General features: G+C 70.1%; 20 protein-coding genes. 16 read left to right on the top strand and 4 right to left on the bottom strand.

Annotated features, from left to right (window positions below):
• The first annotated feature begins 350 nt into the window (after nt 1-350).
• The 3 genes from O7601_RS22830 to O7601_RS22820 all read left to right on the top strand — a co-directional run bounded on the left by O7601_RS22830 (nt 351) and on the right by O7601_RS22820 (nt 3,297).
• Nucleotides 351-1,385, top strand: a complete 1,035-nt coding sequence (locus O7601_RS22830; protein WP_281563130.1) for a glycoside hydrolase family 11 protein — start codon at nt 351-353, stop codon at nt 1,383-1,385.
• Between the two features lie 263 nt (nt 1,386-1,648).
• Nucleotides 1,649-2,542 (top strand): DUF1996 domain-containing protein, encoded by an 894-nt coding sequence (locus O7601_RS22825; protein WP_281563129.1) that lies wholly within the window; start codon nt 1,649-1,651, stop codon nt 2,540-2,542.
• 71 nt (nt 2,543-2,613) lie between these two features.
• Nucleotides 2,614-3,297 carry a DUF305 domain-containing protein gene (locus O7601_RS22820; RefSeq protein ID WP_281563128.1) on the top strand — a complete coding sequence of 228 codons (684 nt, stop codon included), beginning with the start codon at nt 2,614-2,616 and terminating at the stop codon, nt 3,295-3,297.
• 50 nt (nt 3,298-3,347) lie between these two features.
• On the opposite strand, the gene O7601_RS22815 is transcribed toward O7601_RS22820, so the two are convergent.
• Nucleotides 3,348-3,752 (bottom strand): DUF6223 family protein, encoded by a 405-nt coding sequence (locus O7601_RS22815; RefSeq protein WP_281563127.1) that lies wholly within the window; start codon nt 3,750-3,752, stop codon nt 3,348-3,350.
• On the opposite strand from O7601_RS22815, the gene O7601_RS22810 reads away from it, so the two are divergent.
• Nucleotides 3,739-4,140, top strand: a complete 402-nt coding sequence (locus O7601_RS22810; RefSeq protein WP_281563126.1) for a response regulator transcription factor — start codon at nt 3,739-3,741, stop codon at nt 4,138-4,140. The genes O7601_RS22815 and O7601_RS22810 overlap by 14 nt on opposite strands.
• Here O7601_RS22810 and O7601_RS22805 read toward each other — a convergent pair.
• Both O7601_RS22805 and O7601_RS22800 read right to left on the bottom strand, forming a co-directional pair.
• Nucleotides 4,055-6,781, bottom strand: coding sequence for a M48 family metalloprotease (locus tag O7601_RS22805; RefSeq protein WP_281563125.1), 2,727 nt, complete (start codon nt 6,779-6,781; stop codon nt 4,055-4,057). The two genes, O7601_RS22810 and O7601_RS22805, sit on opposite strands and share 86 nt — an antisense overlap.
• Entirely contained in the window at nt 6,765-7,286 is a 522-nt protein-coding gene (locus O7601_RS22800) for a hypothetical protein (RefSeq protein ID WP_281563124.1), read from the bottom strand. Before O7601_RS22800 ends, O7601_RS22805 begins: the two co-directional genes overlap by 17 nt.
• 155 nt (nt 7,287-7,441) lie before the next feature.
• On the opposite strand from O7601_RS22800, the gene O7601_RS22795 reads away from it, so the two are divergent.
• The 7 genes from O7601_RS22795 (at nt 7,442) to O7601_RS22765 (ending at nt 16,608) form a co-directional block, all read left to right on the top strand.
• On the top strand, nt 7,442-7,891 hold the full coding sequence (locus O7601_RS22795) for a helix-turn-helix transcriptional regulator (protein ID WP_281563123.1): 450 nt from the start codon (nt 7,442-7,444) through the stop codon (nt 7,889-7,891).
• 5 nt (nt 7,892-7,896) lie between these two features.
• Entirely contained in the window at nt 7,897-8,307 is a 411-nt protein-coding gene (locus O7601_RS22790; RefSeq protein WP_281563122.1) for a VOC family protein, read from the top strand.
• A complete protein-coding gene (locus tag O7601_RS22785; RefSeq protein ID WP_281563121.1) occupies nt 8,304-10,679 on the top strand; it encodes an excinuclease ABC subunit UvrA in 2,376 nt (791 codons plus the stop codon). The genes O7601_RS22790 and O7601_RS22785 overlap by 4 nt, the downstream gene beginning before the upstream one ends.
• Nucleotides 10,680-10,956: 277 nt before the next feature.
• A complete protein-coding gene (locus O7601_RS22780) occupies nt 10,957-12,456 on the top strand; it encodes a SulP family inorganic anion transporter (protein WP_281563120.1) in 1,500 nt (499 codons plus the stop codon).
• Nucleotides 12,457-12,785: 329 nt separating this feature from the next.
• Nucleotides 12,786-14,441: a hypothetical protein gene (locus tag O7601_RS22775; RefSeq protein ID WP_281563119.1), complete on the top strand. Its 1,656-nt coding sequence runs from the start codon at nt 12,786-12,788 to the stop codon at nt 14,439-14,441.
• Nucleotides 14,441-15,526, top strand: coding sequence for a hypothetical protein (locus O7601_RS22770; protein ID WP_281563118.1), 1,086 nt, complete (start codon nt 14,441-14,443; stop codon nt 15,524-15,526). Before O7601_RS22775 ends, O7601_RS22770 begins: the two co-directional genes overlap by 1 nt.
• Entirely contained in the window at nt 15,523-16,608 is a 1,086-nt protein-coding gene (locus O7601_RS22765; RefSeq protein WP_281563117.1) for a hypothetical protein, read from the top strand. Before O7601_RS22770 ends, O7601_RS22765 begins: the two co-directional genes overlap by 4 nt.
• A 41-nt stretch (nt 16,609-16,649) precedes the next feature.
• Here the strand turns inward: O7601_RS22765 and O7601_RS22760 are convergent, their stop codons facing one another.
• On the bottom strand, nt 16,650-17,339 hold the full coding sequence (locus O7601_RS22760; protein WP_281563116.1) for a DUF2306 domain-containing protein: 690 nt from the start codon (nt 17,337-17,339) through the stop codon (nt 16,650-16,652).
• 240 nt (nt 17,340-17,579) lie between these two features.
• On the opposite strand from O7601_RS22760, the gene O7601_RS22755 reads away from it, so the two are divergent.
• The 5 genes from O7601_RS22755 to O7601_RS22735 all read left to right on the top strand — a co-directional run bounded on the left by O7601_RS22755 (nt 17,580) and on the right by O7601_RS22735 (nt 24,766).
• Nucleotides 17,580-18,245, top strand: a complete 666-nt coding sequence (locus O7601_RS22755; protein WP_281563115.1) for a response regulator transcription factor — start codon at nt 17,580-17,582, stop codon at nt 18,243-18,245.
• Nucleotides 18,246-18,365: 120 nt separating this feature from the next.
• The gene (locus O7601_RS22750; RefSeq protein ID WP_281563114.1) at nt 18,366-19,550 is read left to right on the top strand and encodes a hypothetical protein; all 1,185 of its coding nucleotides are present in this window, start codon (nt 18,366-18,368) and stop codon (nt 19,548-19,550) included.
• The gene (locus O7601_RS22745) at nt 19,543-21,384 is read left to right on the top strand and encodes a hypothetical protein (protein ID WP_281563113.1); all 1,842 of its coding nucleotides are present in this window, start codon (nt 19,543-19,545) and stop codon (nt 21,382-21,384) included. Before O7601_RS22750 ends, O7601_RS22745 begins: the two co-directional genes overlap by 8 nt.
• Nucleotides 21,381-22,382, top strand: a complete 1,002-nt coding sequence (locus O7601_RS22740) for an NUDIX hydrolase (RefSeq protein WP_281563112.1) — start codon at nt 21,381-21,383, stop codon at nt 22,380-22,382. The genes O7601_RS22745 and O7601_RS22740 overlap by 4 nt, the downstream gene beginning before the upstream one ends.
• On the top strand, nt 22,382-24,766 hold the full coding sequence (locus O7601_RS22735; RefSeq protein WP_281563111.1) for a hypothetical protein: 2,385 nt from the start codon (nt 22,382-22,384) through the stop codon (nt 24,764-24,766). The genes O7601_RS22740 and O7601_RS22735 overlap by 1 nt, the downstream gene beginning before the upstream one ends.
• The last annotated feature ends 11 nt before the right edge of the window (nt 24,767-24,777 follow it).

Raw genomic sequence — 24,777 nt, 5'->3', positions numbered from 1 at the left:
AGTGGCCTTGACCTGGCGTAGCCGATTGTTACCGCATGTTGCGGTGACCTGCCGGCCTGTTGTTGCTGACCAGCACCAACGCGCCTACACCTGTCGACGGCTGGCCGAGGAAGGTTTCGAGAGTATTTCCGGAAGTTGTTGACGGCTCGGCGGGGGCATGCCAATACTGTTGCCCATCGACGAATCTGGATGATCGTCGATTGTCGCTACCTACTCCGCCGGTCACGGTGCATCCCGACCGGCAGACCACCACCCGGTACGACGTCGACTGTCGATGGTGCCGACCAGCCACCGTGGCCGCCGGTTTCGTAGCACTGCTGGCCGTCGGCCAGCTGTCACGAGGAGGAAGCATGAACAACGTCCCCGTCCCACCACGAAGTCGCAGGCGTGGACGCCTCAGGTCGCTCATCGGTGCCGCCTGCGCCGTGGCGCTGATCACGACCGGCACCGTCGCGATCTCGGCCAGCCCCGCGCAGGCCGAGGCCGACCGGCAGGTCTGCTCGAACACGGAGGGCACCCACAACGGGTTCTTCTTCTCGTTCTGGAAGGACAGTGGCGACGCCTGCATGGTGTTGCGTGAGAACGGTCGCTACACCAGTTCGTGGAGCAGGAGCACCAACAACTGGGTCGGCGGCAAGGGCTGGAACCCGGGAACCCGCCGCACGATCACCTATTCGGGCAGCTACAACCCGGGTAACAACAACAGCTACCTCGCCCTGTACGGCTGGACCCGTAACCCGCTCGTCGAGTACTACGTCGTGGAGAACTTCGGCAGCTACAACCCGAGTAGCGGGGCCACCCGGCTGGGCAGCGTCACCACCGACGGCGGCACCTACGACATCCTGCGCAGCCAGCGGGTCAACCAGCCCTCGATCGACGGCACCGCGACGTTCTACCAGTACTGGAGCGTCCGGCAGCAGAAGCGCAGCAGCGGCACCATCACCACCGCCAACCACTTCGACGCCTGGGCCCGGGTTGGCCTGAACCTCGGCAATCACTACTACCAGATCATGGCTACCGAGGGTTACCAGAGCCAGGGCAGCTCGGACATCACCGTCCGCGAAGGCGGCAACTCCAACCCCAACCCCAACCCCACCACCACCGCCCCGCCGCCGGGCAACGGCAACTGCTCCGTCAGCGTGAGTCGTGCCGAGGACTGGAACGATCGGTTCAACACGACCTTCTCGGTCAGTGGCAGCAACAACTGGACCGTCACCATCCGTACCAACGGCGGCCAGAGCCTGCAGAACAGCTGGAACGCCTCGATCAGTGGCAATAGCGGCACGATCACCGCACGTCCGAACGGTAACGGCAACAACTTCGGCATCACGCTCTGGAAGAACGGCAACAACACCACGCCAACCGCCACCTGCTCAAGCAGCTGACCTGGTGCGCCGGGTGGGATGTCGACCTCGGTCGACATCCCACCGCCGGCATCGGCATTCGGCGGGCCGACCCTGCGGGGTCGGCCCGCCGTCGTCGCCGGCAACTGCGGTTCGTATTGACATCCATCGACGTTGGGGTGACGCTGGTCTGAGAGCGCTCTCTCGATAAGCACCGCACCCACCACCAGTCCGGCCAGGGAAGCTCCGATGTCTACGGCGGCGGCGCCGGAAGGACCCTGACCCTCCCCGACAGGAGCCATGAGATGGAAAGCGCCGCACCCCAACCCGTCGGCCGCGGCCGGCTACGCCTCGCCACCGCGATCGGCGCCCTGCTGGTGCTGCTCGGCAGCTACGTCGTGGCCACCACCGCGCCGGCCGACGCCGCCCCGGGCGTCAATGCCATCCGGGTGGCCGAGTTCCCGGCCGACTGCACGTACAGCCACCGGCTCCCGGACGACCCCATCGTCCTGCCCGGGCTGCCCGGCGCCTCGCACATGCACAGCTTCTTCGGTAGCACGGTGACCAACGCCCACACCACGCTGCCCGACCTGGTCCGCTCCACCACCACCTGCAATCCCCGGGTGGACGTCTCGTCGTACTGGGTCCCGACCCTCTACCGCGACAACGTGCCGGTGGAGCCGTCCATCGCCACCTTCTACTATCTCGGCGAAGGGGTGCGTCCCGACGTCGTCGCGCAGACGCAGCCGTTCCCGCTGGGCCTGCGCCTCGTCGCCGGAAACGCCCGGGCCGCCGGACCGGGCGACAGCATCGCCCGCTGGTCCTGCCTGCACGCCGGGCACGTGCCGCCCTCGAAGGACTTCGTCAACTGCCCGGCCGGCACCATGCTGGAGTCGTACCTGGACTTTCCGCAGTGCTGGAACGGCCGCGACCTCGACTCGCCGGACCACAAGAGCCACCTGGCCTACCCGGTGAACCAGGCCTGCCCGGCCAGCCACCCGGTGCACGTGCCGAAGCTACGGCAGGTGCTGCGGTACCCGGTCAACGGTGACCCGTCGCGGCTGCGGCTCGCCTCCGGGCCGGGCTACACGATGCACGGTGACTTCTTCAACGCCTGGCCGGTGGAGGAGCTGGCCCGCCGCGTTCGTGACTGCATCCGTCCGGTTATCAAGTGCGGGCACGACGGCAGGCCGCTCTGAGTCGACAGGTGACACCCGGCGGCGGAGCCGGTCGTGCCGGCCCGCCGCCGGGCGCACGCGAAGGAGGTTGCGTGCGAGGTCCACTCGCCGCGTTGCTCGCCGCCCTGCTGCTCGTCACCGGATGCGACGCCGGAACACCGCCGATCACCGGAACGCCAACCGCCACGGGACCAGCGCCGCTGAGCACCGGGTCGCCGCCAGCCCTCGCACCGGCGGCCTCGCCACCCTCGGCCGTCGGGTCGCCCACCGCGGTGCTGCCCGGTCCGACCGGACACTTCAGCGCCACCGACATCGCCTGGCTGCAACTGTCGGTGGCGATGGCCGAACGGCTGCTGCCGATGCTCGATCTGGTGCCGGACCGGACCACCGATCCGGCCTGGCGTCGGCTCGCCATCCGGATCGGGACCAGCGAGCGTACCCACCTGACCCGGTCCCGACGGCTGTTGGCCGACTCCGGCGCGCCGGTGGTCAATCCACACGAGGGCCACGACATGCCCGGCATGGTCACCGACGCGGAACTGACCGCGCTGCGCTCGGTCACCGGGCGGACGTTCCACCACCTGGTCGCCGGGCACCTGCGGGCGCATCTGACGCAGTCGGTGCGGATCGCCACCGCCGAGCGGCGGGTCGGGACCGACCCGGCGACCATCGCGCTGGCCGCCGCTGTGGTCCGGGCCGGCACCGCCGACCTCGCCCGGCTCGACCATCTGGACCGGTCGCCGACGCTTACCACGGTACCTGCTCCACCACAGTGACGGAGGCCCCTGACGGCGACCCGCAGCCCTGTCGAACCGGCCACGGCCGGTCAGCGGGCAGGCCGGGAGCGGGCCAGCGCGACCCCACCGAGAATCACGGCGATCAGCCCCACCATCAGCGCTACGTAGCCGCCGCCCCGTCCGTTGCCGGTGCCGATACCACTGTCCGAGCTGAGCACGACCAGGCCGCCGAGGCCCATCCCGCCCGCCCCGGCAGCCAGGGCGATCAAGCCCGCCCCCCGGGGCCGGCCGGTGCGAGGGCGACCCGAGACGAGCGCACGTACGCCGGCGACCACCCCCGCGAGCGCCAACAGGGCGGCCACCGTCGATCCGATCCGGCCGGCGCTCATGCTCGCTGCGTGAGCAGCGATGTACATGGTCGGCGGTGCGGCGACCCCGACCGCCCCGGCCGGGGCGGTCACGAGGTCGGCGAGCACGAGCTTGACGGCCATCATGGTGGTGGCCGAGGCCGCCGACGGCCGGCAGGCGCTGACCCTGGCCAGGGTGCACCTGCCCGACATCGCGCTCGTCGACATCCAGATGCCGGTCATGGACGGCATCGAGACGACCCGGCAGCTCGCCGCGGATCCGGCACTGGTCGGCGTGCACGTGGTCATCCTGACCAACTACGGTCTGGACGAACACGTCTTCCACGCGCTGCGCGCCGGTGCCGCCGGCTTCCTGGTCAAGGACATCGAGCCGGCGGATCTCGTGCACGCCGTCCGGGCCGACACCTGGAGACCGGGGGAACAGCCGCTCACGGTTGGAGCAACTGGTGCTCCACGGTCGCCAGGACCAGCCGGAGCAGCTGCTCGTCCAGCGGCTCCTGCCAGGCAGAGATGAACACCGTGACGACGGCGTACCCGATCGCCATCATCACGTACGCGTTGGCCGCGGTGACGGTGGTGCCGTCGGCGAGATCAGCTGTCATCGTGCTGTCGTACCGCCAGCTCAACTCGCCGAGCCCCGGCGCGGTGGCGGCCCGGACCTCGACGTCCAGTGTGTCGTCGAGCGTGAACGAGGGGCAGGCCCGCCGGGCGTCCCGGGCAGCCGTCAAGACGGTTTCGCCGACCGCAGCGTCGTACGCGTAGACGGTGACGGTCAGGTCGCTGTAGGGAAATTCTCCGTCCGTGGGCTCACTGGTGTAGGTCTGCTTGCCGGTGGCGCGCAGGTTGGGCTCGCCCACCGTCAGAAACCGCTCCCTGACCAGGGGCTCACACTCCGGAACGGACACGGCGACCCGCGCCGACGCGATGCCCTGACCCGCGGGACCCGACTCGACAACGCCCCAGCTGGACGGGATCACCTGCACGCTGGACTGGGCAGCCCGGTCGGCCTGCTCGGCGGTGAGCACCCGCCGCGCCACCTCGTACCGGCGGTCGAAATCCGCCAGCCGGCGCTGGCCGGCGTTCATGGCGACGCCACCGGGCACGCCGACATTGACGACCACGACCGCGACGGCGGTGACCAGTACCGCCGTCGCGGTCGTCGTGGCTGTCGTACCCAGCCAGGCCGGCGTGGTGCGGCCCCGCCCCGGGCTCTCGGTGATCATCGGCCCGCGCCGCGCGGCGCTCAGCGGTATCAGCAGCGCCGCCAGCAGCATCACCGCGTAACCAAGCCAGAGCGGGCCAACTGCGACGTCCCTGGTGAACATGTCCGGTTCGGTGGGCCGGTCCGTCAGCCGGCCGTACCCGTAGTGCGCCGCCGTGGCCGTGACTGTGGTCGCGGTCGCGGCGAGCACCCCTCGTGTCCAGCCGTCCGGCCAGCCGGTGCTCAGCGTCACGACGACGAGGACCACCACTCCGGCGGCGGCACAGAGCCACCACCGTTGCTGTTGCGCCCGCAACTGGTCGGTCAGGTCGGCGCTCTCCGCCGTCACCAGGATCGCCGCGGCGCCACCGAGCGCCGCCGCGACTAACGCCACCAGCCACGACCGGCGTCCTCCGGGCAGGCGTCGCGGCGACAGCAACGCGTAGACCGGCAGCGGCCCGAGGAGGAGGGCCGGCCACGCCTGGTTGGCCAGCCCGTAGGTGAGCAGGTAACGCAGGTCGTCGAGATCGTGCAGGACCGCGGCCACCACACCGACGGTCCAGAGCGCCGCGACGGCGGCCAGCCCGGCCGCGCCACCGGCCAACCAAGCGTGGACCGGCCGCTGCCGGCGGGCCGCCATGTCGGCCAGGTGGGCGGCGAGCGCGACCGCCCCGGCCGCGACAAGCATGACCAGCACCACGGAGAGTGCCGTACGCGCCGGTTCACCCGGCTGTGCCAGCGGGTAGCGAAGTGGCTCGGACAGAAACACGACAGGCATGAACACCGCTCCGCCGCCAACTCCGGCAGCGGTGCCGAGCACCGGCCGCCACCACCCCCGGTGCGGCAGCCGGGCCCGCCGCAGCAGCGACGGAAACAGCAGACCGAGCACGGCGACACCGGCCACCACCGGGACGATCCCGCTACCCCAGGTGTACCACTGTGGATCGCCGAAGGAGGCCATGACGAGGGTGGTGTACATAGCGGCGACGGCGACGAAGCCGACCGCCAGCGCCTGCGCGAAGCCGCCCTCGTAGCCGGGGGCCGGCTGCCGTAGCGCGCGTACCCGGTCCGCCGGTCGGGGATGGCGGGCCAGCATCCGGCGAGCCCAGCCGAACGGTCGATGCCGCGCTGCCGACGCCGTTCGCGCGAACGAGGCCGTCAGGGCGACCTCGGTGCCCACGCTCGCGGCGTAACGGTCGGCCTCGTGCTCGCGCAGCCGTAGCAATGCGGCCGCGAGCAGCGTCACGACCACCGCCAGCAGCGCGACCCCGAGCTGTGCCGCGATCCGCCCTGGGGTCACGCCGAACAGGTTCAGAAAGGGAACGCCGGCCAGCACCACGGCAGGCGGAGCCAACCATGCCGGACCTCGGGTCGTCGAGACCAGACTGACGTCGCGGGCCAGCACATGCGCGATCTCATGGGAGACGACCGCGTCGAACCGGTCACCGGCGTCGAGGGCCAGTCGCGCCGGCACCACCACGGTGGGTCGTCGGCCGGGCAGGGCGGTGGTGAAGGCGTGGCGCACCGCCGGCCCGGCCACCCACAAGCGAGGGGTACGTCCCCTCGACAGCCCCTGCCGCTGGCACAGCTCGGCGAATCGCTGCTGGGCCGGCGGGACGTCGAGCTGGCCGAGGCGACCCAGCCGACGCAGATCCCACCACGGTACGACCACCGCCAGCGTGAGGGTGCCGGCGAGCAGGACGAGCGCGACGGCTGCGACCACCAGCCCGTGGACACGCAGCTGCTCCGCCGCGCAGTCACCGAACATGTCGAGGGACTCTCGGTGCAGCGCCTCGCATCGCGCCGTCGTCAGGCCGTACGGAAGCAGCAGGGACCAGGTGCCGCGGAAGAACAGGTTGCCGGCCGCCACGCCCAGACTGGTGAGGGCGACCGCGATCAAGCCGTACAGCCACCACAGTGGCCGAGGTCGATGCTGGTCAGGGGTGCGTGTCATCAGGCGGCGCCGCGTTGAGGTGAACCGCGCCGACCAGGGCGTCGGCGAGCAGGTCGGCGGCGGCCTCGTCGAGCCCGAGCGTCATCGCGTGTCCCCGGGCCACCGCCCGCAACCCGGCCAACTGGGCGGCGGTGAGCACGACCCGACCGTCGATCGCCGGCAGAGCGGCGCGGTCCAGGTCTTTCGCGGCAGGCCGACGCCGGTCGCGTGCCCGCCAACGCCGCCACCGCGATCGAACAGTGGTGGCACCGAGACGCAGCACGTCCAGGATCGACGCGGCCACCACCTCGATGACGATCGCGCTGACCAACGCGTCCTCGATGCCGAAACCGACCCCGCCGCCCGGTGCCCGGCGTTGTGCCGACCCGGCCCGCCAGGCGGTGGCCACCTGGTCGAAGATGCCCGACTCCTCCGGGGCGATCCGCCCGCTCACCTCCCGGGCCAACCGGATCACGGCTTCGGAGCCGTCGACCGTCACCGCTGGACGTGTGGGTTCGATCGTCAACGCCGGCTCCCCGAGGCACCTCATGCACGGACGGCAGGTCCGCCACAGACTACCGTGCGCTACGGGCCCGGCAGGGTCCCGTGACCCGGCGGAATGACGCGCCGGGTGGCCGCCGAACTCGCCGCCGGTCGGACCGCCGTGGCACGATCGCTCAGGTGACCAGCAGATCCGCCACCGAACAGCGCCTCGGCGACCTGGCCCGGCTGCGCCGCGTGCGCGACCGCATCGACCGGGAGTACGCGCAGCCGTTGGATGTCGAGGCGCTCGCCCGTGGGGTCAACATGTCGGCCGGGCACCTCAGCCGCCAGTTCCGGCTGGCCTACGGCGAATCCCCGTACGGCTACCTGATGACCCGGCGCATCGAGCGGGCCATGGCGCTGCTGCGCCGTGGTGACCTGAGCGTCACCGATGTCTGTTTCGCGGTCGGCTGTTCGTCGCTGGGCACCTTCAGCACTCGCTTCACCGAACTGGTCGGCGTGCCGCCGACCGTCTACCGGCGCGACGCGGCCCGCTCGACGCGGGGGATGCCCTCCTGCGTGGTCAAACAGGTGACCAGACCGGTCAGGAATCGAGAAGCAGCGGCCCTCGCGGCGCAGCTAGCGTGACCGGCATGGACATCACGATTCACGCCAGCTTCCTGCCGCACAACGACCCGGACGCCGCCCTGGCCTTCTACCGGGATCTCCTCGGCTTCGAGGTTCGCAACGATGTCGGCTACCAGGGCATGCGCTGGATCACCGTCGGCCCACCCGGTCAACCCGGGACCTCGGTCGTGCTGCATCCACCGGCGGCCGATCCCGGGGTGACCGACGAGGAACGCCGTACCATCACCGAGATGATGGCCAAGGGCACCTACGCCTCGATCCTGCTGGCCACGCCCGACCTCGACGGCGTGTTCGAGCGGTTGCAGGCCAGCGACGCCGAGATCGTGCAGGAGCCGACCGAGCAGCCGTACGGGGTTCGTGACTGCGCCGTCCGGGACGCCGCCGGCAACATGATCCGTATTCAGGAAGTGCGATGAGCAGGGACGACCGGTCGGCGCCATCCGCCGCCGACAGCCACGATCTGATCCGGGTGCAGGGTGCCCGGGAGAACAATCTCAAGGACGTCACCGTCGAGCTGCCGAAGCGCCGGCTCACGGTCTTCACCGGCGTCTCCGGCTCGGGCAAGAGCTCGCTGGTGTTCAGCACCATCGCGGCGGAGTCGCAGCGGCTGATCAACGAGACCTACAGCGCGTTCATCCAGGGCTTCATGCCGACGCTGGCCCGGCCGGAGGTCGACGTCCTCGACGGGCTGACCACCGCGATCATCGTCGACCAGGAGCGGATGGCCGCGAACCCGCGGTCCACCGTCGGCACCGCCACCGACGCCAACGCCATGCTGCGGATCCTGTTCAGTCGGCTCGGCAAGCCGCACATCGGATCGCCTCAGGCGTACTCCTTCAATGTCGCCTCGATCAGTGGCGCCGGCGCGGTGACCATCGAACGTGGTGGCACCACGACGAAGGAGCGGCGGAGTTTCAGCATCACCGGTGGCATGTGCCCGCGCTGCGAAGGCACCGGGCGGGTCACCGACATCGATCTGACCGCGCTGTACGACGACAGCAAGTCGCTCAACGAGGGCGCGATCACCGTGCCCGGTTACAGCATGGACGGGTGGTACGGCCGGATCTACCGGGGGAGCGGCTTCTTCGACCCGGACAAACCAATCCGGAAATACACCAAAAAGGAGCTGCACGACCTGCTCCACAAGGAGCCAACCAAGATCAAGGTTGACGGGATCAACCTGACCTACACGGGTCTGATCCCGCAGATTCAGAAGTCGTTCCTGTCCAAGGACGTCGAGGCGATGCAGCCGCACATCCGCGCCTTCGTGGAACGGGCGGTCACCTTCACGATCTGCCCCGACTGTGGCGGCACCCGGTTGAGCGAGGCGGCCCGCTCATCGAAGATCGACGGCGTCAACATCGCCGACGCCTGCGCGATGCAGATCAGCGATCTCGCCGGGTGGGTGCGCGGGCTGCGCGAGCCCTCCGTGGCGCCGCTGCTGGCATCGTTGCAGCACACCCTCGATTCCTTCGTCGAGATCGGGCTCGGCTACCTCAGCCTGGACCGGCCGTCCGGGACGCTCTCCGGCGGCGAGGCGCAACGCACCAAGATGATCCGCCACCTCGGGTCGTCGCTGACCGACGTCACCTACGTCTTCGACGAACCCACCATCGGGCTGCACCCGCACGACATCCAGCAGATGAACCGCCTGCTGCTGCGGCTGCGCGACAAGGGCAACACCGTGCTCGTCGTGGAGCACAAGCCGGAGACGATCGCCATCGCCGACCACGTCGTCGACCTGGGCCCCGGGGCCGGCACGGCGGGCGGCACCGTCTGTTTCGAGGGCACCGTCGAGGGGCTGCGGTCCAGCGGTACGCTCACCGGCCGCCACCTCGACGACCGGGCCACCCTCAAGGAGTCGGCGCGTACGCCCACCGGGCACCTGCCGATCCGCAGGGCATCGACGCACAACCTGCGCGACGTCGACGTCGACATTCCGCTCGGGGTGCTGGTCGTGGTCACCGGTGTCGCCGGGTCGGGCAAGAGTTCGCTGGTGCACGGGTCGATCCCGCCCGGCGCCGGGGTGGTGTCGATCGACCAGGGCGCGATCCGTGGCTCGCGGCGGAGCAACCCGGCTACGTACACCGGGTTGCTCGACCCGATCCGGAAGGCGTTCGCGAAGGCCAACGGGGTGAAGCCGGCGCTGTTCAGCGCCAACTCCGAAGGCGCCTGCCCCAACTGCAACGGCGCCGGCGTGATCTACACCGACCTGGCGATGATGGCCGGCGTCGCCACCGTGTGCGAGGAGTGCGAGGGCAAGCGGTTCCAGGCATCCGTCCTGGAGTACCGCTTCGGCGGCCGGGACATCGCCGAGGTGCTCGCGATGCCGGTGAGCGAGGCGGAGGAGTTCTTCGGGTCCGGCGAGGCGCGTACGCCGGCCGCGCACCGCATCCTCAGCCGGCTCGCCGAGGTCGGCCTCGGCTACCTCAGCCTCGGCCAGCCGCTCACCACGCTCTCCGGCGGTGAGCGGCAGCGGCTCAAGTTGGCCACTCACATGGCCGAGCAGAGCGGGGTCTACGTGCTCGACGAGCCGACCACCGGGTTGCACCTCGCCGACGTCGAGCACCTGCTCGGTCTGCTCGACCGGCTGGTCGACTCCGGCAAGTCGGTGATCGTCATCGAACACCACCAGGCGGTCATGGCCCACGCCGACTGGATCATCGACCTGGGTCCGGGCGCCGGTCACGACGGCGGCCGGGTGGTCTTCGAGGGCACTCCCGCCGATCTCGTCGCTGCCCGGTCCACCCTCACCGGCGAGCACCTCGCCGCCTACGTGGGGGGCTGAGCCCGCCCACCCACCCGTGGCGTTGCTCCACCCCACGGTGATGATCATCACCGTGGGGTGGAGCCCACCCTCTCCGCAGGGTAGGTTTCGTGGTGGTCGTCGAGGTGCGGCGATGGTCCCTCGCGATCTTCATTGAGCGGTGCTTTCCCGGGCGACGATGCTCGGAGGCGGTCCGGCCCTGCCCGACCGGCACTGGTATGTGCAGATCACGTCGGTCCCGGACGGGAGCGGCATCGTGTGTGCGCCCGACGCGTGCACCCTGAGTGGAAACGGCTGTATGTCTTCGATGATGTCCGCGGTCGCCCGGCCGCGTCTGTCCCGCCCGTCCTGGCTGTCGCCGAAGGTGTTCCGGACCGAGGTCCTCGCCGGGCTGGTGGTGGCCCTGGCATTGATTCCGGAGGCGATCAGCTTCTCGATCCTGGCCGGGGTGGATCCGCGGGTCGGATTGTTCGCCTCGTTCACCATGGCCGTGGTCATCTCGATCTGCGGTGGCCGGCCGGCGATGATCAGCGCGGCGACCGGCGCAATCGCCCTGGTCGTCGCGCCCCTGGCGAAGGAGCACGGCCTCGACTACCTGGTCGCGGCGGTGATCCTGGGCGGGGCGATCCAGGTGCTGCTGGCCGCCCTCGGGGTGGCGAAGTTGATGCGGTTCATCCCGCGTAGCGTGATGGTCGGTTTCGTCAACGCGTTGGCCATCCTGATCTTCGCCGCGCAGGTGCCGTACCTGCTCGGCGTGCCGTGGCTGGTCTACCCGCTGGTCGCCCTCGCCCTGGTGATCATGGTTGGACTGCCCCGACTCACCCGGGCGGTTCCCGCCCCGCTCGTGGCGATCGTCGTGCTCACCGTGATCACGGTGGCCGCCGCGGTGACCGTACCGACCGTCGGCGACCAGGGTGAACTGCCGGACAGCCTGCCCACTGTCGGGCTGCCGCAGATCCCCTGGACGATGGACACCTTGGCGCTGATCGCCCCCTACGCCGTCGGTATCGCGCTGGTCGGGCTGATGGAGTCACTGATGACCGCCAAGCTGGTCGACGACATCACCGACACCCACTCCAACAAGACCCGCGAGTCCTGGGGTCAGGGCGTGGCCAACATCGTCACCGGCTTCTTCGGTGGCATGGGCGGTTGCGCCATGATCGGCCAGACGATGATCAACGTGAAGGCGTCCGGTGCCCGGACCCGACTGTCGACGTTCCTGTCCGGTGTCTTCCTGCTCATCCTGGTCGTGGCGCTTGGCGACGTGGTCGCCACCATCCCGATGGCCGCCCTCGTCGCCGTGATGATCATCGTTGCGGTCTCCACCTTCGACTGGCACTCGGTCGCCCCCGCCACGCTCAAGCGCATGCCACTTGGCGAGACCCTGGTCATGGTCACCACGGTCGCCACCACCCTGGCCACCCACAATCTGGCCATCGGTGTCGTCGCCGGCGTGCTCACCGCCATGGTGATCTTCGCCCGCCGGGTCGCCCACCTCGTCGAGGTCACCAGCGTGCTCGACCCCGAGGGCGGTACCCGCATCTACTCCGTACACGGCGAACTCTTCTTCGCCTCCAGCAACGACCTGGTCTACCAGTTCGACTACGCCGGCGACCCCGACAAGGTGATCATCGACATGAGTCGCGCCCACGTCTGGGACGCCTCATCCGTCGCCGCCCTGGACGCCATCACCACCAAGTACGCCGACCGCGGCAAGACCGTCGAGATCGTCGAACTGAACCAGCCCAGCGCGGCGATCCACGGCAGCCTCGCCGGCACCCTCAGCGCGGGCCACTGATCCCGCTCACCGCCGGCCTGGGGGCCCGTGCCATCCGTCACCACTAACAGGTCGGCTCATCGTCCCGTCGGCCCGCACCGATGGCCGTGTCCGCCGCCACACCGCCCCCGACCTGGATCGCCTCGGGATGGTCAAGTCGACCTGCAAGGTTCACCCCGGATGTCGTCCCGGCCACCTGTTGTCCATGCGGTGTCAACCTGAACTCCGCCCAGTGCCGGTACCTTGCGGTCTCCGTGAGTCGCGCCGGACCTGCCCGGCGGGCCGTCACGGTGCGCCAACGAATTCAGACACCTGCTCAGACGGGTATGCGGGGGAAGGCGGTTCTTCGGGTGTGGCTCGGGGCTGACAAGAAGGAGTTCGAGGCCTTCCTCGATTCCGCTGACGTTTACTGGCGCAAGAACCTCGGCTCCACGACGTCCCAGAACTACCTCGTCGTCGAGGTGTTCCACCAGGACATCAGGGTGGCGATGCGCAATCTGTCGGTCGCCAACGCGATCCGCCGCATCGTCCCCGCCCAACTGGTCGTCGTGACCGGGGTGGAGCAGATGTGGCACGAGGCGCTGTGGACCGATTTCGACGTGAAGCTGGTAGAGCGGATCGCGGCCGCCTACGGTGCCAGCCAGGTCATCGACCTGTACCGCCTCGTCGAAGGGCCGGCCAACTCCGCCACTCCGGGTGCCGTGCCGGTGGAGCTGTTCGGACGAACGCTGCCGCCCGGCGCGCCGATCAGCGAGGAGACCCTCGCCGAGTTCGTCAGCGCCACCTACTGCCGGGTGACCAAGCGGCCCCGGCCGCCGGAGAACCCCACCGCCGACCCGCGCTACAGCCGACGGCAGGCGCTGGCCCGGGCCATCTCCTCGGCCTACGACGCCCTGCTCGGCAGCGGCTCGGTGGTCGCGTTGGTCACCAGTCATGTCGACTACGACCACTGGGGGCTCGCGGTGGACTCCGCCCGTCGGGCCGGGGTGCCTGTCGTGCACACCCAGCAGACCGGGTGTCTCAAGGCGTACGCGCTGTTCCCCGAGAACGACACCGGTGAGCACACCTTCCGGGGCGAACTCACCCACCAGATCGGCACCTTCTTCGAACAGCGGGTGTGGTCGCGACGCCACGAGGTGCGGCGCAACGCCGAACTCGTCGCCTGGCGGTCGAAGGTCAACCTGGGTCGGCCCAGCTGGTGGCGGGGCGGTGCCAGCGCCTCCGTCGACATCACCAACAGCAGTGAGCGAGCCCGGCTGCGTACGCACTTCGCGGCGCGCCTGGGGTTCGACCCGGCTCGTCCGGTGGTGGCGGTGTTCAACCACGCGGTGTCCGACGCGCCGGGCACGAACCACCAGTCCTTCCCCACACTGGCCGACTGGTTCGAGGAGACCGCTCAGTTCGCCAGCACCGCCACCGAGGTGCAGTGGCTGTTCCAGGACCATCCGAGCCAGTTCCGTTACGACAGCACCGACTTCTTCGACTCGGTCGCCCGACGGTACGCCCGACACCGGCACATGGTGTTCCAGCCCAGCAAGGACCTGAGCAAGAACGGTCTGTGGAGCCTCGTCGACCTGGGCGTGACCGTTCGCGGCAGCGTCAGCAACGAGCTGCCGGCGTACGGCATCCCGGTGATCCAGGCCGGCTGGTCCGAGTGGAGCGAGTGCGGTCTGTCCACGGTGGTCAACGATCCGGAGACCTACTGGAAGGCACTCGACGCCGCGATCAGCGCCATGCTCAACGGCGAGGAGATCATCTCCGCCGAGCAGGTCGAGCGGGCCCGCCTGTGGTTGTGGTTCTACCGCAGTGCCACGGACCTGTTCACCCCTCAGGTGCCGCACTGGGAGGTCTGGCCGGCCGACTATCTGCTGCGCGCGGTGCGGACCTCCTTCCGGCACATCGAGAGCGACGCGGACCCGGTCTTCGAGGCCGTCGAGCGCATGTGGAACCGGCGCGAGCCGGTGCTGACCCGGACCGATCTCCAGGTGCCGGGAGGTGTCCGGTAGTGGCGATCGGTACGTGGTTCGCCACCGAGTTCGACGAGCCGATCCCGGCCCGCGAGCTTCCCGCGACGTTCACCTCGGGTGGAGATCCCGAGGTGTTGCTCGCCGACCAGGTCGCCCGGGGCGTCGCGATCGTGGGCCGGGTCCAGAGCGGATCCGGCGCGGTCGTGCTCAAGGTGCGCACCGACGGCCGCCCGGTCCGCGTCCGGGTCGACCTGCACATCGACGGTGCCTCGCAGACCGCCTGGTCGCGGGCGGCGGCACCGGCTCGGGGCATGCGCGAGCTGCCGCGACTGGTCATGGTCCGAGCCCAGGGCGCGGACCGCGCAGCCGCCCTGCTCAGCCGCCAACGGGGACGGCTGCGGATGGTGGAGGCCCACGCCTGGGTGGAGTTCGACCTGCGGGCCGACGAGGTGGGCGACGACGGCCTCCTGATCATCGAGGTGGTGGACGGCGCGTTGCCGGCCTGGGCGTCGACCGAGCTCAGCCCGTTGGCGGCGATCGGCGTTCGGATCAACCAGGTCGAGATCGTCGCTATCGACGCGGTCGAACGGGGCGGCGGTGCCGCTCGACTCGCCGGTGCCGCCGCGCAGTTGGCCGGGCTCGTCAGTGCCGGCGGCCTGGTCGGGGCGCGGGGCCGTGGACAGGGACACGCCCGATCGAGGTTCGTCGTGGTCAACGCCGCCGACCCCACCGTGCGGTGCCGGCTGCGGATCTCGGCCGCCACGGCCCCACCGGCCGCGGTGCGTCAGCCGAGCCAGAAGTGGCTGCGCCGCCAACGGGGCCAGACCGTGTTGAAGGCGTTCCGGGTGGCGCAACGCGGGGCGGGATACGCGTTGTTCGAGGCGTCGCCGTTCACCCGGCCGCCGCACCCGGACCGGCTGGTCGTCCGGGGCGTACATCTGGTCGACGGCACCGAATGCCGGGTGAGCGCCACCCCACAGGGTGAGGACTGCCTCGACGTCGTGGTCGAGCGTACGGCGCCCGGTCCGGTGCTGGTCGGGCTCGCCGAGCGGGACACCCCGGCGGTACGGCGGCGGGTCGCGGAGACCGTCTGCCAGCTCGTCGAGCTGGAGTGCCGCAGGTGAGCGAGCACAACCAGCACGACCTGACGCTAAGCGACGATCCAGCGGCCAACCGGCGGGCTATCGAGCAAGTCCTGGCGTCCGGGATCGGAGGCACCCTGCGGCTGCCGGCGGGCACCTTCACCCTGGACCGGGGAGTGGTGCTCGGCTCGGGCTGGACGCTTACCGGCGCCGCGCACGGACCCGGGCCGGCGACCACGTGGCTGACGTCGTCCTCGTCGGCCGGTGAACCCATCGTCCACGTGCTCGGTTCCCGGGTGACGGTCCAGGACATCGGCTTCCGCCCGCCGCCGTGCGCGCCGGGCGAGCACGGCGGCGACCGGGGGACCGCCATCACCATCGGGAACTACCTCTACCCGGCCGAGACGGAGTGGATCGAGGACATCCAGATCCGACGCGTCCAGGTCGAGCGCCACGACGAGCGCGCGGCCAACTGTGTCGCCGTCATGGGCGCGGTACGCGACATCACCATCAGCGAGGTGTCCATCGTCGGCGGCTGCACCGGCGTCGCCGTGCACTGGGGGGCGGTCGGCGACGGTGTCGACTCGATCGTCGGCCCCTCCTACCATCCGCACCACCTCGACATCCGTGACCTACGCGTGTCCGACGCGTTCGAGGGGTTCTACCTCAGCTCGGTGCACGACGTGACGGTGGACCGGGTCCACCTGAGCGAGGTCGAGATCGGCTTTCGGCTGCTGCCGGGGGACAACACGGACCGGTTCCACTCCGGCGGCGACAACCCGGTCGGCGCGCGGATCCGCGTTTGCGGCGTGTACGTGGCCTGGAACGGTCCGTTGTACGCGGTCCGAATCGCGGGCTGGGGACGCAGCGAGATCGACCGATCGTTCCGGGTACTCGACTATCGGGACGTGGTGGTCCGGGACTGCACGTTCGTGCCGCTACCGCTCGCCACGACCGGGTCCGGCGAGGCGCGGCGTCCGCGGTCGCCCGTCGTCGTCGAGCAGGCCTCCGGTGTGATCCTGGAGGGGATCCGCGTCGACCTGCGGGCGGACCCGGCCGCAGCCGGCCCGCAGGTCGACGAAGCGGCGACCGCCGTTCGCCGCCAGCCGGCCGGGCACCGGTAGCCGGAGGCCGATCAGCACGGCCGTTGGCGGTGACCCAGGTATCACACGGGAAGCGCCGTGTCCGCCCGGGCGCGCCGACCGCGAACCGCCGGGTGTGCTCCGGCGGTACCGCCGCGCCGCCGGATGATCCATTCCGCCAGCATCACGTTGATCAGCCAGGCGGCGGTCATCGTCCCGGTCCGGCCGGACGTGGTGAGTGGACCGACGGCGGCGAGCCAGGCCATCTGGGTGAAGAACTGGGTGCCCGCGCCCATCCCGATGGCGTAACCACGGATCATCCAGGCGCGGTGCCGGCCGAAGTCGCGGCGCCGGATCGCCACGAAGCCGAGGACGATCGACCCGGCCATGGCGACGCTGACCACCACGCGGACGGCGACCAGCGCGCCGCTGTCGAGTTCGCCCGGGGGCAGGAACAGGGTCAGCCACAGCCCGCTCAGTGCGGTGAGCAGCCCACAGGGGACCAGGATCCGGCCGGCGGTCCGGTGCCAGCGGCGGTGACGTCGACGGAACCGGGGTGCGAACTGGAAGGCGCCGAGGACGCTGAACATGGTCACCGCGACGATGTGGGCGATCACGGGCAGCGGGGCCGAGGCGATCCGGTCACCGTCGGGCAACACCCGGGCGCCACCGGCCAGTTCGGTGAGGCGGAGGCCGCCGGCGACCACCGGCACCGCGCTGAGCAGCAGTAGACCGGCGGGGATGAGCCAGGTCGGCCTGTCGGAAGACGGCACAGCGGTGAGTCCCTTCTCGCGGCGACCAACACCTCCGAGCGCGTCACCGCTCCGGACCCGTCCGAGCCTGGACGGACGCGGTGCGGTTCAGTGGAGGAGGGCCTCGGTCGCGTCTGCTCCGTCGATCCTGGCAACCCGGCGGGCCGTACTCATCGCCGTGCGGGCCGGCGTCATCTCGGCCGAAGGACGGGGAGGCCGGCCGTACTTTGGGCCGGGCCGCCAGCCGTGTTCAATCGTGGGGTGGCCATTCGTGTGATCGTCGCCGACGACCAGGAAATCGTCCGTACCGGCCTGGCGATGATCCTCAACGCTCAACCGGACATCGAGGTGGTGGGCGAGGTGGGCGACGGTCACCGGGCCGTCGAACTCGCCCGGCGACTACGTCCGGAGGTGTGCCTGTTCGACATCCGGATGCCCGGCGTGGACGGCATCGAGGCCACCCGTCGCCTCGCCGGCCCGGCCGTGCCCGACCCCTTGGCGGTGGTCGTGATCACCACCTTCGACCTCGACGAGTACGTCTACGCCGCGCTCCGCGCCGGAGCCCGTGGTTTCCTGCTCAAGGACGCCGGCACGGCGCTGCTCACCCAGGCCGTGCGGGCCGCCGCCGCCGGTGACGCGCTCATCGCGCCGAACATCACCACCCGACTGCTCCGGGCCTTCGCCGACGCGGGTCCGGCTGCGCCGCCGCGGCAGCCGGTCGACGCGCTCACCCTGCGCGAGGAGGAGGTGCTGGTGGCCGTCGCGCGCGGTCGCACCAACACCGAGATCGCCGAGGAGTTGCACATCAGCCTCAGCACGGTGAAGACCCACATCGCCAGCCTGATGGTCAAGCTCGGCGTCCGAAACCGGGTGGAGATCGCGATGTGGGCGTACCACACCGACCGCGTCCGTAACGGCCCGGCGTAGCGCCGCGACCGCCTGTCCGGAATCCGTCTCGGCCCAGACTTGTCATCGTCCACCTTGTTTCGTAACGTGACGTCGCCACAACGATGTGAATGCATTCCGGTCCGAGCTCACGGAGCGTTCATGCAACCGTCGGAAACCGACGTCGACAATTCCACAGTCGTACGCGAGATTCCGCTCGGCGAATCCGTCGATCTTCAACACCTCAAAGAGGTGTTCCGGCAGCGAGGCATCCGGTCGGACGACGACGCTCTCACCCTCATCGACTTCCGTGGCAGCCGCACCTTCGACGTGGTCGCCCTGCTCTGGGTGCTGGCGATGATGGGCACCCGGATCACCAGTGACCGGTTGACCCGCTTCCGGCTTCCCCTCGTCCGTGCCGCCCTCGACGTGCTGCGGCGGGACCGGTTCTTCGAGGCGGCCTGCCAGGTCGCGCAGGCGCCGCTGCCGATGCTGCTGCATCTGGAGGACGTCAAGCGGGTCAACGAGAGCGCCCCCGCCCCGTTCGGCACCTGGACGTCGGGCGATCCGAGTGACCAGATCGTCCAGCACCTGCGCAAGAAGCGCGTGTTCGGGCTGTCGCTGTACCGTCTCGACAGCGCCGACGCCCGGACGGCGATGATGCGGGAGGAACTCGGGCGGTGGACGGATCCGCTCGCGCTGGCCCTGTTCAGCCGGCATCTCAAGGGCACGGCGGAGTGGGACGTGGCTCGGGTGGTCGTGCACGAGATCCTGGCCAACGTCCAGCAACATCCGAACGCGTCGACCGCCGTCGTGGCCTCCGACATGGTGCTGCCGCGCGACGACGTACCGCAGGCCGTACTGACCATCGCGGTCTGGGACAATGGCGACTCCATCGTCGATACGCTGCGCAGGGGCCTGGTCGGGCGGGGCGACGTGCGGGTCGCGGCTGCTCCGGCGACGGACACCTTCAGGATCCGTCGGGAGGGAGCCGACCCACCGGTCGCGGACGAGCTACGGACGTCGGACTGGACGCCCGACGTCGCCAGCGACGACCGTGACCTGCTCATGGCCAGCCTGCTGCCGGGCATCTCCAGCAAGTCGGACGACGGCGACGCGCGGTCGCGGGACCGGCTGCTCGGCTGTGGGCTCTACTTCCTCTACCACCATGTGATCGACGTCTTCCAGGGCTCACTGGACATCTACGTCGGCGCGATCCGGTTGACCGTGGAGGCGGAGTACGAGCCCGACTCGTCGGCGCAGTACGTGGTCACCCTCCGGGAAGGGCTGGGTATTCCGAAGATCCGCGGCAACCTCGTCGTCGCCCGGTTGCCGACCCATGGCTGAACGCTGGCGGATCATCCCGAAGGTCATCCGGCTCGGCAGCGCGACCACAGAGGACGTACCCGACGAACGGCTGCGTTTCTACCGCGACCTCGTCGCCGACCTCCACCCGGGTACGGTGAGCGCGGAGCCGAGTCAGACGATCTATCTCAGCTTCGAGCAGTTGAGGTCAGCGTGGCAGGTGTACGACCGGCTCATCGCCGACGTCTCGGCGAGCGAGGACCCGGTGGAGGGCACGGTTGTCCTGGTCGATTTCACCCTGAGCCCGCCCGAACTCATCATCCAGACCGTCGCCGCGTACACCGGCAAGGCCCTCGGCACCCTGCTGCTGACCAGTCCGGGCCTGGAGGTGCTGGTCCTGATGCCGGCGATGGGGACCGGCCTGCAACAGGCGTTCCGCGACATCGTCGGCACCGACCATCCCGGCCACATCGTCATTCAGTACGGCGACGGCTCCCGCGTCCGGGTCTCGGCGGGGGAGACCGACGACGAACCGATCCAGCCGCCGGATCCCGAGTACGCCGAGCAACTCCAGCGACTGAACCAGCCGATCGGCGACCGGCTGGGCGGCAAGATCCTCCGTCGACTGGGTCACTACAAGTTCGGCACCAGCGAAAGATACTGCACCCGGTACTTCTTCGACGCGTCGTACGCCATCCAGGAGGTCAGCCAGCTGACCAAGGAGATCGTCCTGGAGGAGCAGAACGGCAGCTCCGGACCACTGATGATCGTTACCCATCAGGCGCACTCTCCGTGGCTCGTCGAGGTGGGCGCGGAGGTGGCGCAACGCCTGGGAATCAGACATTTCCCGGTCTCCGCCGGTGACGACCTCGCGAACCTGCCGACCTCCGGCGACGCGCTGCTGATGTTGGACGTGGTCAACACCGGCCAGACGACCGAGGCGCTGATCGGTCGGCTTGGTACGCGCGGCCTCGTGGTGCGCCCCACGATCATCGCGGTCTTCATCGACCAGGAGTGGTTGGGGCAAGCCAGGGACTTCTTCTCGATGGTGGTCGACCGGCGCACCTACCGGGTGCGTGGTGTGGCCGGCGCGATCGCCCGCCGGAAGACCGAACGCACCCGGTGCGAGCAGTGTCTCGCGAAGAGCCTCCCGGCCGATCCCCTGGCGGACGGGCCCGGCATCCGGTCCTACGACATGTGGGAGATGCTGCTGACCCACGCGTGGGTGCCGGAGAAGTACGGCCCCGGCGACCCGGACCAGAACTCTCCCGGGCCGCCACGGTTCTCCCTGGTGCCCGACTTCAAGCGGATGTTCGAGGAGTACGGCGACTGGATCGCCTACAAGCTCGACGAGATGCTGGAGGCGACCCGTATCGGCGGCGCGGGCGTCGAGGAGGCGGTCTACGTCTGTCCGGCGGAGCCGGCCATGAACACGCTCACCGACCAGCTCAAAGCCCGCCGGGGTGCCCGCCCGGTCGCGGTCAAGATTCCTCGCCGGATCCTCTGGGCGGCGGAGCGGGACAACTTCTCGGAGGTCGACCGGCACGCGGAGATGGGCTGGGGTCGCCAGGTCAGCCTGCTTGCCGAAAAGGACATGGGCTGGGGTCGGCAGCTCAGCCTGCTCGCTGAGCGCGACTCGTACGCCGTCGCCATCATCGACGAGTTCAACGGCTCGAACACGACCGCCCTGTCGATGCTGAAGATCCTGCGACGGTTCGGGATCACCGCGCTGGCCTACCTCCCCGTGATCAACCGCAATCCCGGTTCGGCGCTGCGGTTGGCCGGCGGCCCGGAGGTGCCCATCCGCCCGCTCTACGAGATTCCGTCCCCGCGGCTGTCCGTGCTGGACGCCGCTGACGCTGTGGGCGGCCGATGAGCACCGACGAACCATCCGAACGGCTGGCGCGGGTGTTGGAGGCCGTACCCGACCACGACGAAGGGGCGGTCACCACCGACCAACTCTGCTCGGCAGCCGGGTTCGGCGACGCCGGGCCAGCGGCGGAGGTGGTCGCCGGGTTCCTGCGGCTCTCGGGTGCCGTGGTGCTGACCGAGGATCCGGCCACCGGCCGGCACACGGTGAAGGCGGCGAGCCCGGCGGCGGCCCTGTTCCTCAAGAGCCTCGCCGCCTACGTACGCAGCGGCACCCCGGTGCTCGACAACTGGGCGCGAGCGGGTACCACCGAGCCGCCGTACCAGCCGCAGCAGGTACTGGCCGGCGCGCAGTTCCTGTACGTGATCGAGCACCGCCGTCTCAGCCTCGACCCGCAGGCGTCGCCGCTACGGTCCGGGCGGGTGGTCCAGGTGCTGATCAAGACACGCCTGCGGCTGCTCGGCCCGCGCTACCTGATGATCTACGACCGGGCGGCCCGGCAGTATCAGCTGCCCGGCGGGCACGTGCGCTCCGACGACCTGGACCCGTTGGCCACGGCGGTCCGGGAGTTGGAGGAGGAGCTACCCGGGTTCACCTTCGACCTCCGGCGGGACCGGCTGGTCGAGTTGGGCGAGGTCGAGGTCGTCCAACAATCGCGCACCTACGGTGCCGTCACCCGGTACCGGATGCACTTCGTCCAGTTGACGTCCACCCGCCGGGAGCTCAAGGCGGGACCGGACGGGCAGTGGGTCACCGAGCGGGCCCTGCTGGAGGAGGGGCGGCTGGTCGAGGGCAGCGGTGTCAACACGACCGGGTTGCGGCGGCTCGTCGCGGGACTGCCCGGTGGGCTGGGCCGGCTGGCACCTGGGCTCGTGCTGGGTCGGCGGCCGTCGACCACCGTACTGATCAGGGAGAAGCCCTGGGAGGTGCTCGGCGCGGTGCTTAGTGTCGCCGGGATCGTCGTCGCGATCGTCCAGCTGGTCGCCGAGTGGGGAGTCGGCTGATGCCCGACGAACCGGAGCTTACCGGGGACTGGAGTCGGATTCCGGCCGAGCAGACAGCCGCCTTCGAACGCTGGGCCCGGGTCAAGCGGGTCTCCGTCGACATCGTGCGCTATCAGCAGGGCGGCTTCAGCGGAACACCGATAGCGCTTGTGGTCTGGCGGGAGCCGGGCCAGCGTGACCGGCAACGGTTTCTGCGCTTCTACGAAGGTCAGACCGGCGAGATCGAGCGCGCGCGCGATGCGTACGTCGACTCACCGCCGACCTTCGTACGCCGGCATCTGCCCGCCGCACAGCTGGAGTCGCTCGGCGACAGCTGGGTCGCGGTGTTCGACGTCGCCGCCGGAGACCTGCTGGCCTGCCCGCCGCTGACCGAGGTGATGACGCAGTCGGACTTCCCCACTCAGCTACGAACCATCGTGCAGTCGGTGGCGCACGATTGGAACCAACCACCACCGGCGAGCCAACAGCGGACCACCACCGTCGGCGGTTACCTGAGCGAACTTCTCGACGGACGGCCGGAGCGGCGCGGTACGCCCGGTGCGCGCCTGCGGGCCTGGGCGAAGCGGGCGGGCGTACCGGCCGAGCAGGCGCGGGTCCAGTTGGGCTGGTGGCGGTCGGAGCTGCCCAACCCGCTCGCCTTCCTTGCCGGCACCGCGCCACGAAGCAGCGAGGAACTGTCGCTGCTGACCGGCCGTACCCATGGTGACCTCAACATCGGCAACATCCTGGTGCAGACCGAGCCCACCCTCGACGGGAACGGGTACCAGCTGATCGACCTCGGCGGCTACCACAACGACGGGCCGTTGGCCCGCGATCCGATGCACCTGCTGCTCTCCATGGTGGCGCACTGGTTGCGGACCTCCACCCGGATCGAGGGCGACACCGGCACCGAACTGATCCGTGCCCTGCTGCGCGCCGCCCCGGCCACCGACCCCCGGCCAGAGCTGCTCGGGCACGCCGAGGTCAGCGCGGCGGTCCATGAGGCGGGCCGGGCCATCGCCGCGATCCAGGGCTTCGGTGAGCGGTGGCGATTGCAGACGCTGTTGTCGTTGGCCGGCTGCGCGCTGCTCTTCGCTGACCGGAACCTGCGGATGCGCGACGAGGACCAGGCCCGTGGCTGGTTCTTCACGCTGGCCGCCACGGCACTGGAGGAGTACCTGTGGCAGACGAGAGCCTCGTCGGCGGCACCAGAAATCGGCGCTCAGCCGGCAGCCGACCTGCGTCGGCCGACGGCGGCGAAGCCGGCGGACGGCCTCGGGCTCGACGAGGTTGCCGCGGCCCGTGAGTCCTGCGCGGCGATCGTGCATCATCTCGTGCTGCGGGCCCGCTCGCCGCGTGGGTTGATCCCGGAGCAGGTTCACCTGCTCCTGCTCGATTTCGGTGCCCGGGCCCCGCTGCTGGACGAGGCGGAACATGCCCGACTTTCGGTGCAGGCCATGCACGCCTTCTCACCGCAGTCCACCCTCGGCGACGAACGTGACCGGGAAGCGACCGCGCTGTCGGTGCCCCGGCAGCCGTCGACTCAGCGACCCGCCCCGCCGACGACCGGTGCCGCCGGCAGATCGACGCGTCGCGGCGTACCCGGCACGCTTTCGGCGGAGTCGGCGAGGCGGGCCGACATCGCGGTGCTGACCTCGCACCCCGCGGAGTACCGTGCGGCGCTCCAGGTCTTCGTGCCGGAGCAGGCGTCGCAGAGCCGGGCCACGGAAATCGGCCGGTGGATCGAGGTGTCGGCGGAGCGGGCCGATCGACCGCTCTCGGTCTACCTTGCCCGGTCACCGGAGCGCTTGACTCCCGGGCGGGCAGGCGCAGTCCGGAACATCGTGGAGCGGTTCAACCCGTCGGCGTTCTTCCTGGTCGGCACGGCGCGAGGGGACGGCGCCGAATCGGGCCACGTCGTGGTGCCGCGCTGGGTCGGCCACTATGAGCTGCTGGAGTCGGGGGAGATGGTGACCCGGGTGCCGCAGCTGTGGATTCCCGACTATGTGCGGACTCTGCTGGCCTACTACCGCCGGGTCAACACCCGGTTCCAGGATCTCGTGGTCGACTTCCGCAAGTCGGCTCCGGCAGCGGACCTACCGGCCCCGCCGACGGCACTCCGTCCCGAGATCGACTTCGACGGCGCGGTGGCCAGCGGGCCGCCGGAGCTGATGACTGCGGCGGCCCTGACGGAGCTGCGCGATCAGGACGGACGCCTGGCGGCGCTGGACACCGAGTCGTACGAGTTCGGCCTCTGGAACGAGCGGCGGCTCTGGGCGGTCTTCCGGGGAGTGGTCGCCGAGGACGTGGCCAGTTCCGGCTCGGCGGCGGAACTCTTCCTGGCCGCCGGCCACGCGGCCGCCTGTCTCAAGGATTTTCTCGAGCACGAGTACCTGCCCGAATGAGCCACCGGCTG

It is taken from the genome of Verrucosispora sp. WMMD573 (assembly GCF_027497175.1).
Lineage (GTDB): Bacteria > Actinomycetota > Actinomycetes > Mycobacteriales > Micromonosporaceae > Micromonospora.
Note: the sequence above shows the minus strand (reverse complement) of the source record. Positions and strands in the feature narration are given on the sequence as shown.

Coding starts and splice junctions, on each gene's coding strand:
- O7601_RS22750 (WP_281563114.1), top strand. CDS start 18,366: ATGCAACCGTCGGAAACCGACGTCGACAATTCCACAGTCGTACGCGAG.
- O7601_RS22815 (WP_281563127.1), bottom strand. CDS start 3,752: ATGATGGCCGTCAAGCTCGTGCTCGCCGACCTCGTGACCGCCCCGGCC.
- O7601_RS22825 (WP_281563129.1), top strand. CDS start 1,649: ATGGAAAGCGCCGCACCCCAACCCGTCGGCCGCGGCCGGCTACGCCTC.
- O7601_RS22805 (WP_281563125.1), bottom strand. CDS start 6,781: ATGACACGCACCCCTGACCAGCATCGACCTCGGCCACTGTGGTGGCTG.
- O7601_RS22785 (WP_281563121.1), top strand. CDS start 8,304: ATGAGCAGGGACGACCGGTCGGCGCCATCCGCCGCCGACAGCCACGAT.
- O7601_RS22735 (WP_281563111.1), top strand. CDS start 22,382: ATGCCCGACGAACCGGAGCTTACCGGGGACTGGAGTCGGATTCCGGCC.
- O7601_RS22790 (WP_281563122.1), top strand. CDS start 7,897: ATGGACATCACGATTCACGCCAGCTTCCTGCCGCACAACGACCCGGAC.
- O7601_RS22745 (WP_281563113.1), top strand. CDS start 19,543: ATGGCTGAACGCTGGCGGATCATCCCGAAGGTCATCCGGCTCGGCAGC.
- O7601_RS22740 (WP_281563112.1), top strand. CDS start 21,381: ATGAGCACCGACGAACCATCCGAACGGCTGGCGCGGGTGTTGGAGGCC.
- O7601_RS22830 (WP_281563130.1), top strand. CDS start 351: ATGAACAACGTCCCCGTCCCACCACGAAGTCGCAGGCGTGGACGCCTC.
- O7601_RS22780 (WP_281563120.1), top strand. CDS start 10,957: ATGTCTTCGATGATGTCCGCGGTCGCCCGGCCGCGTCTGTCCCGCCCG.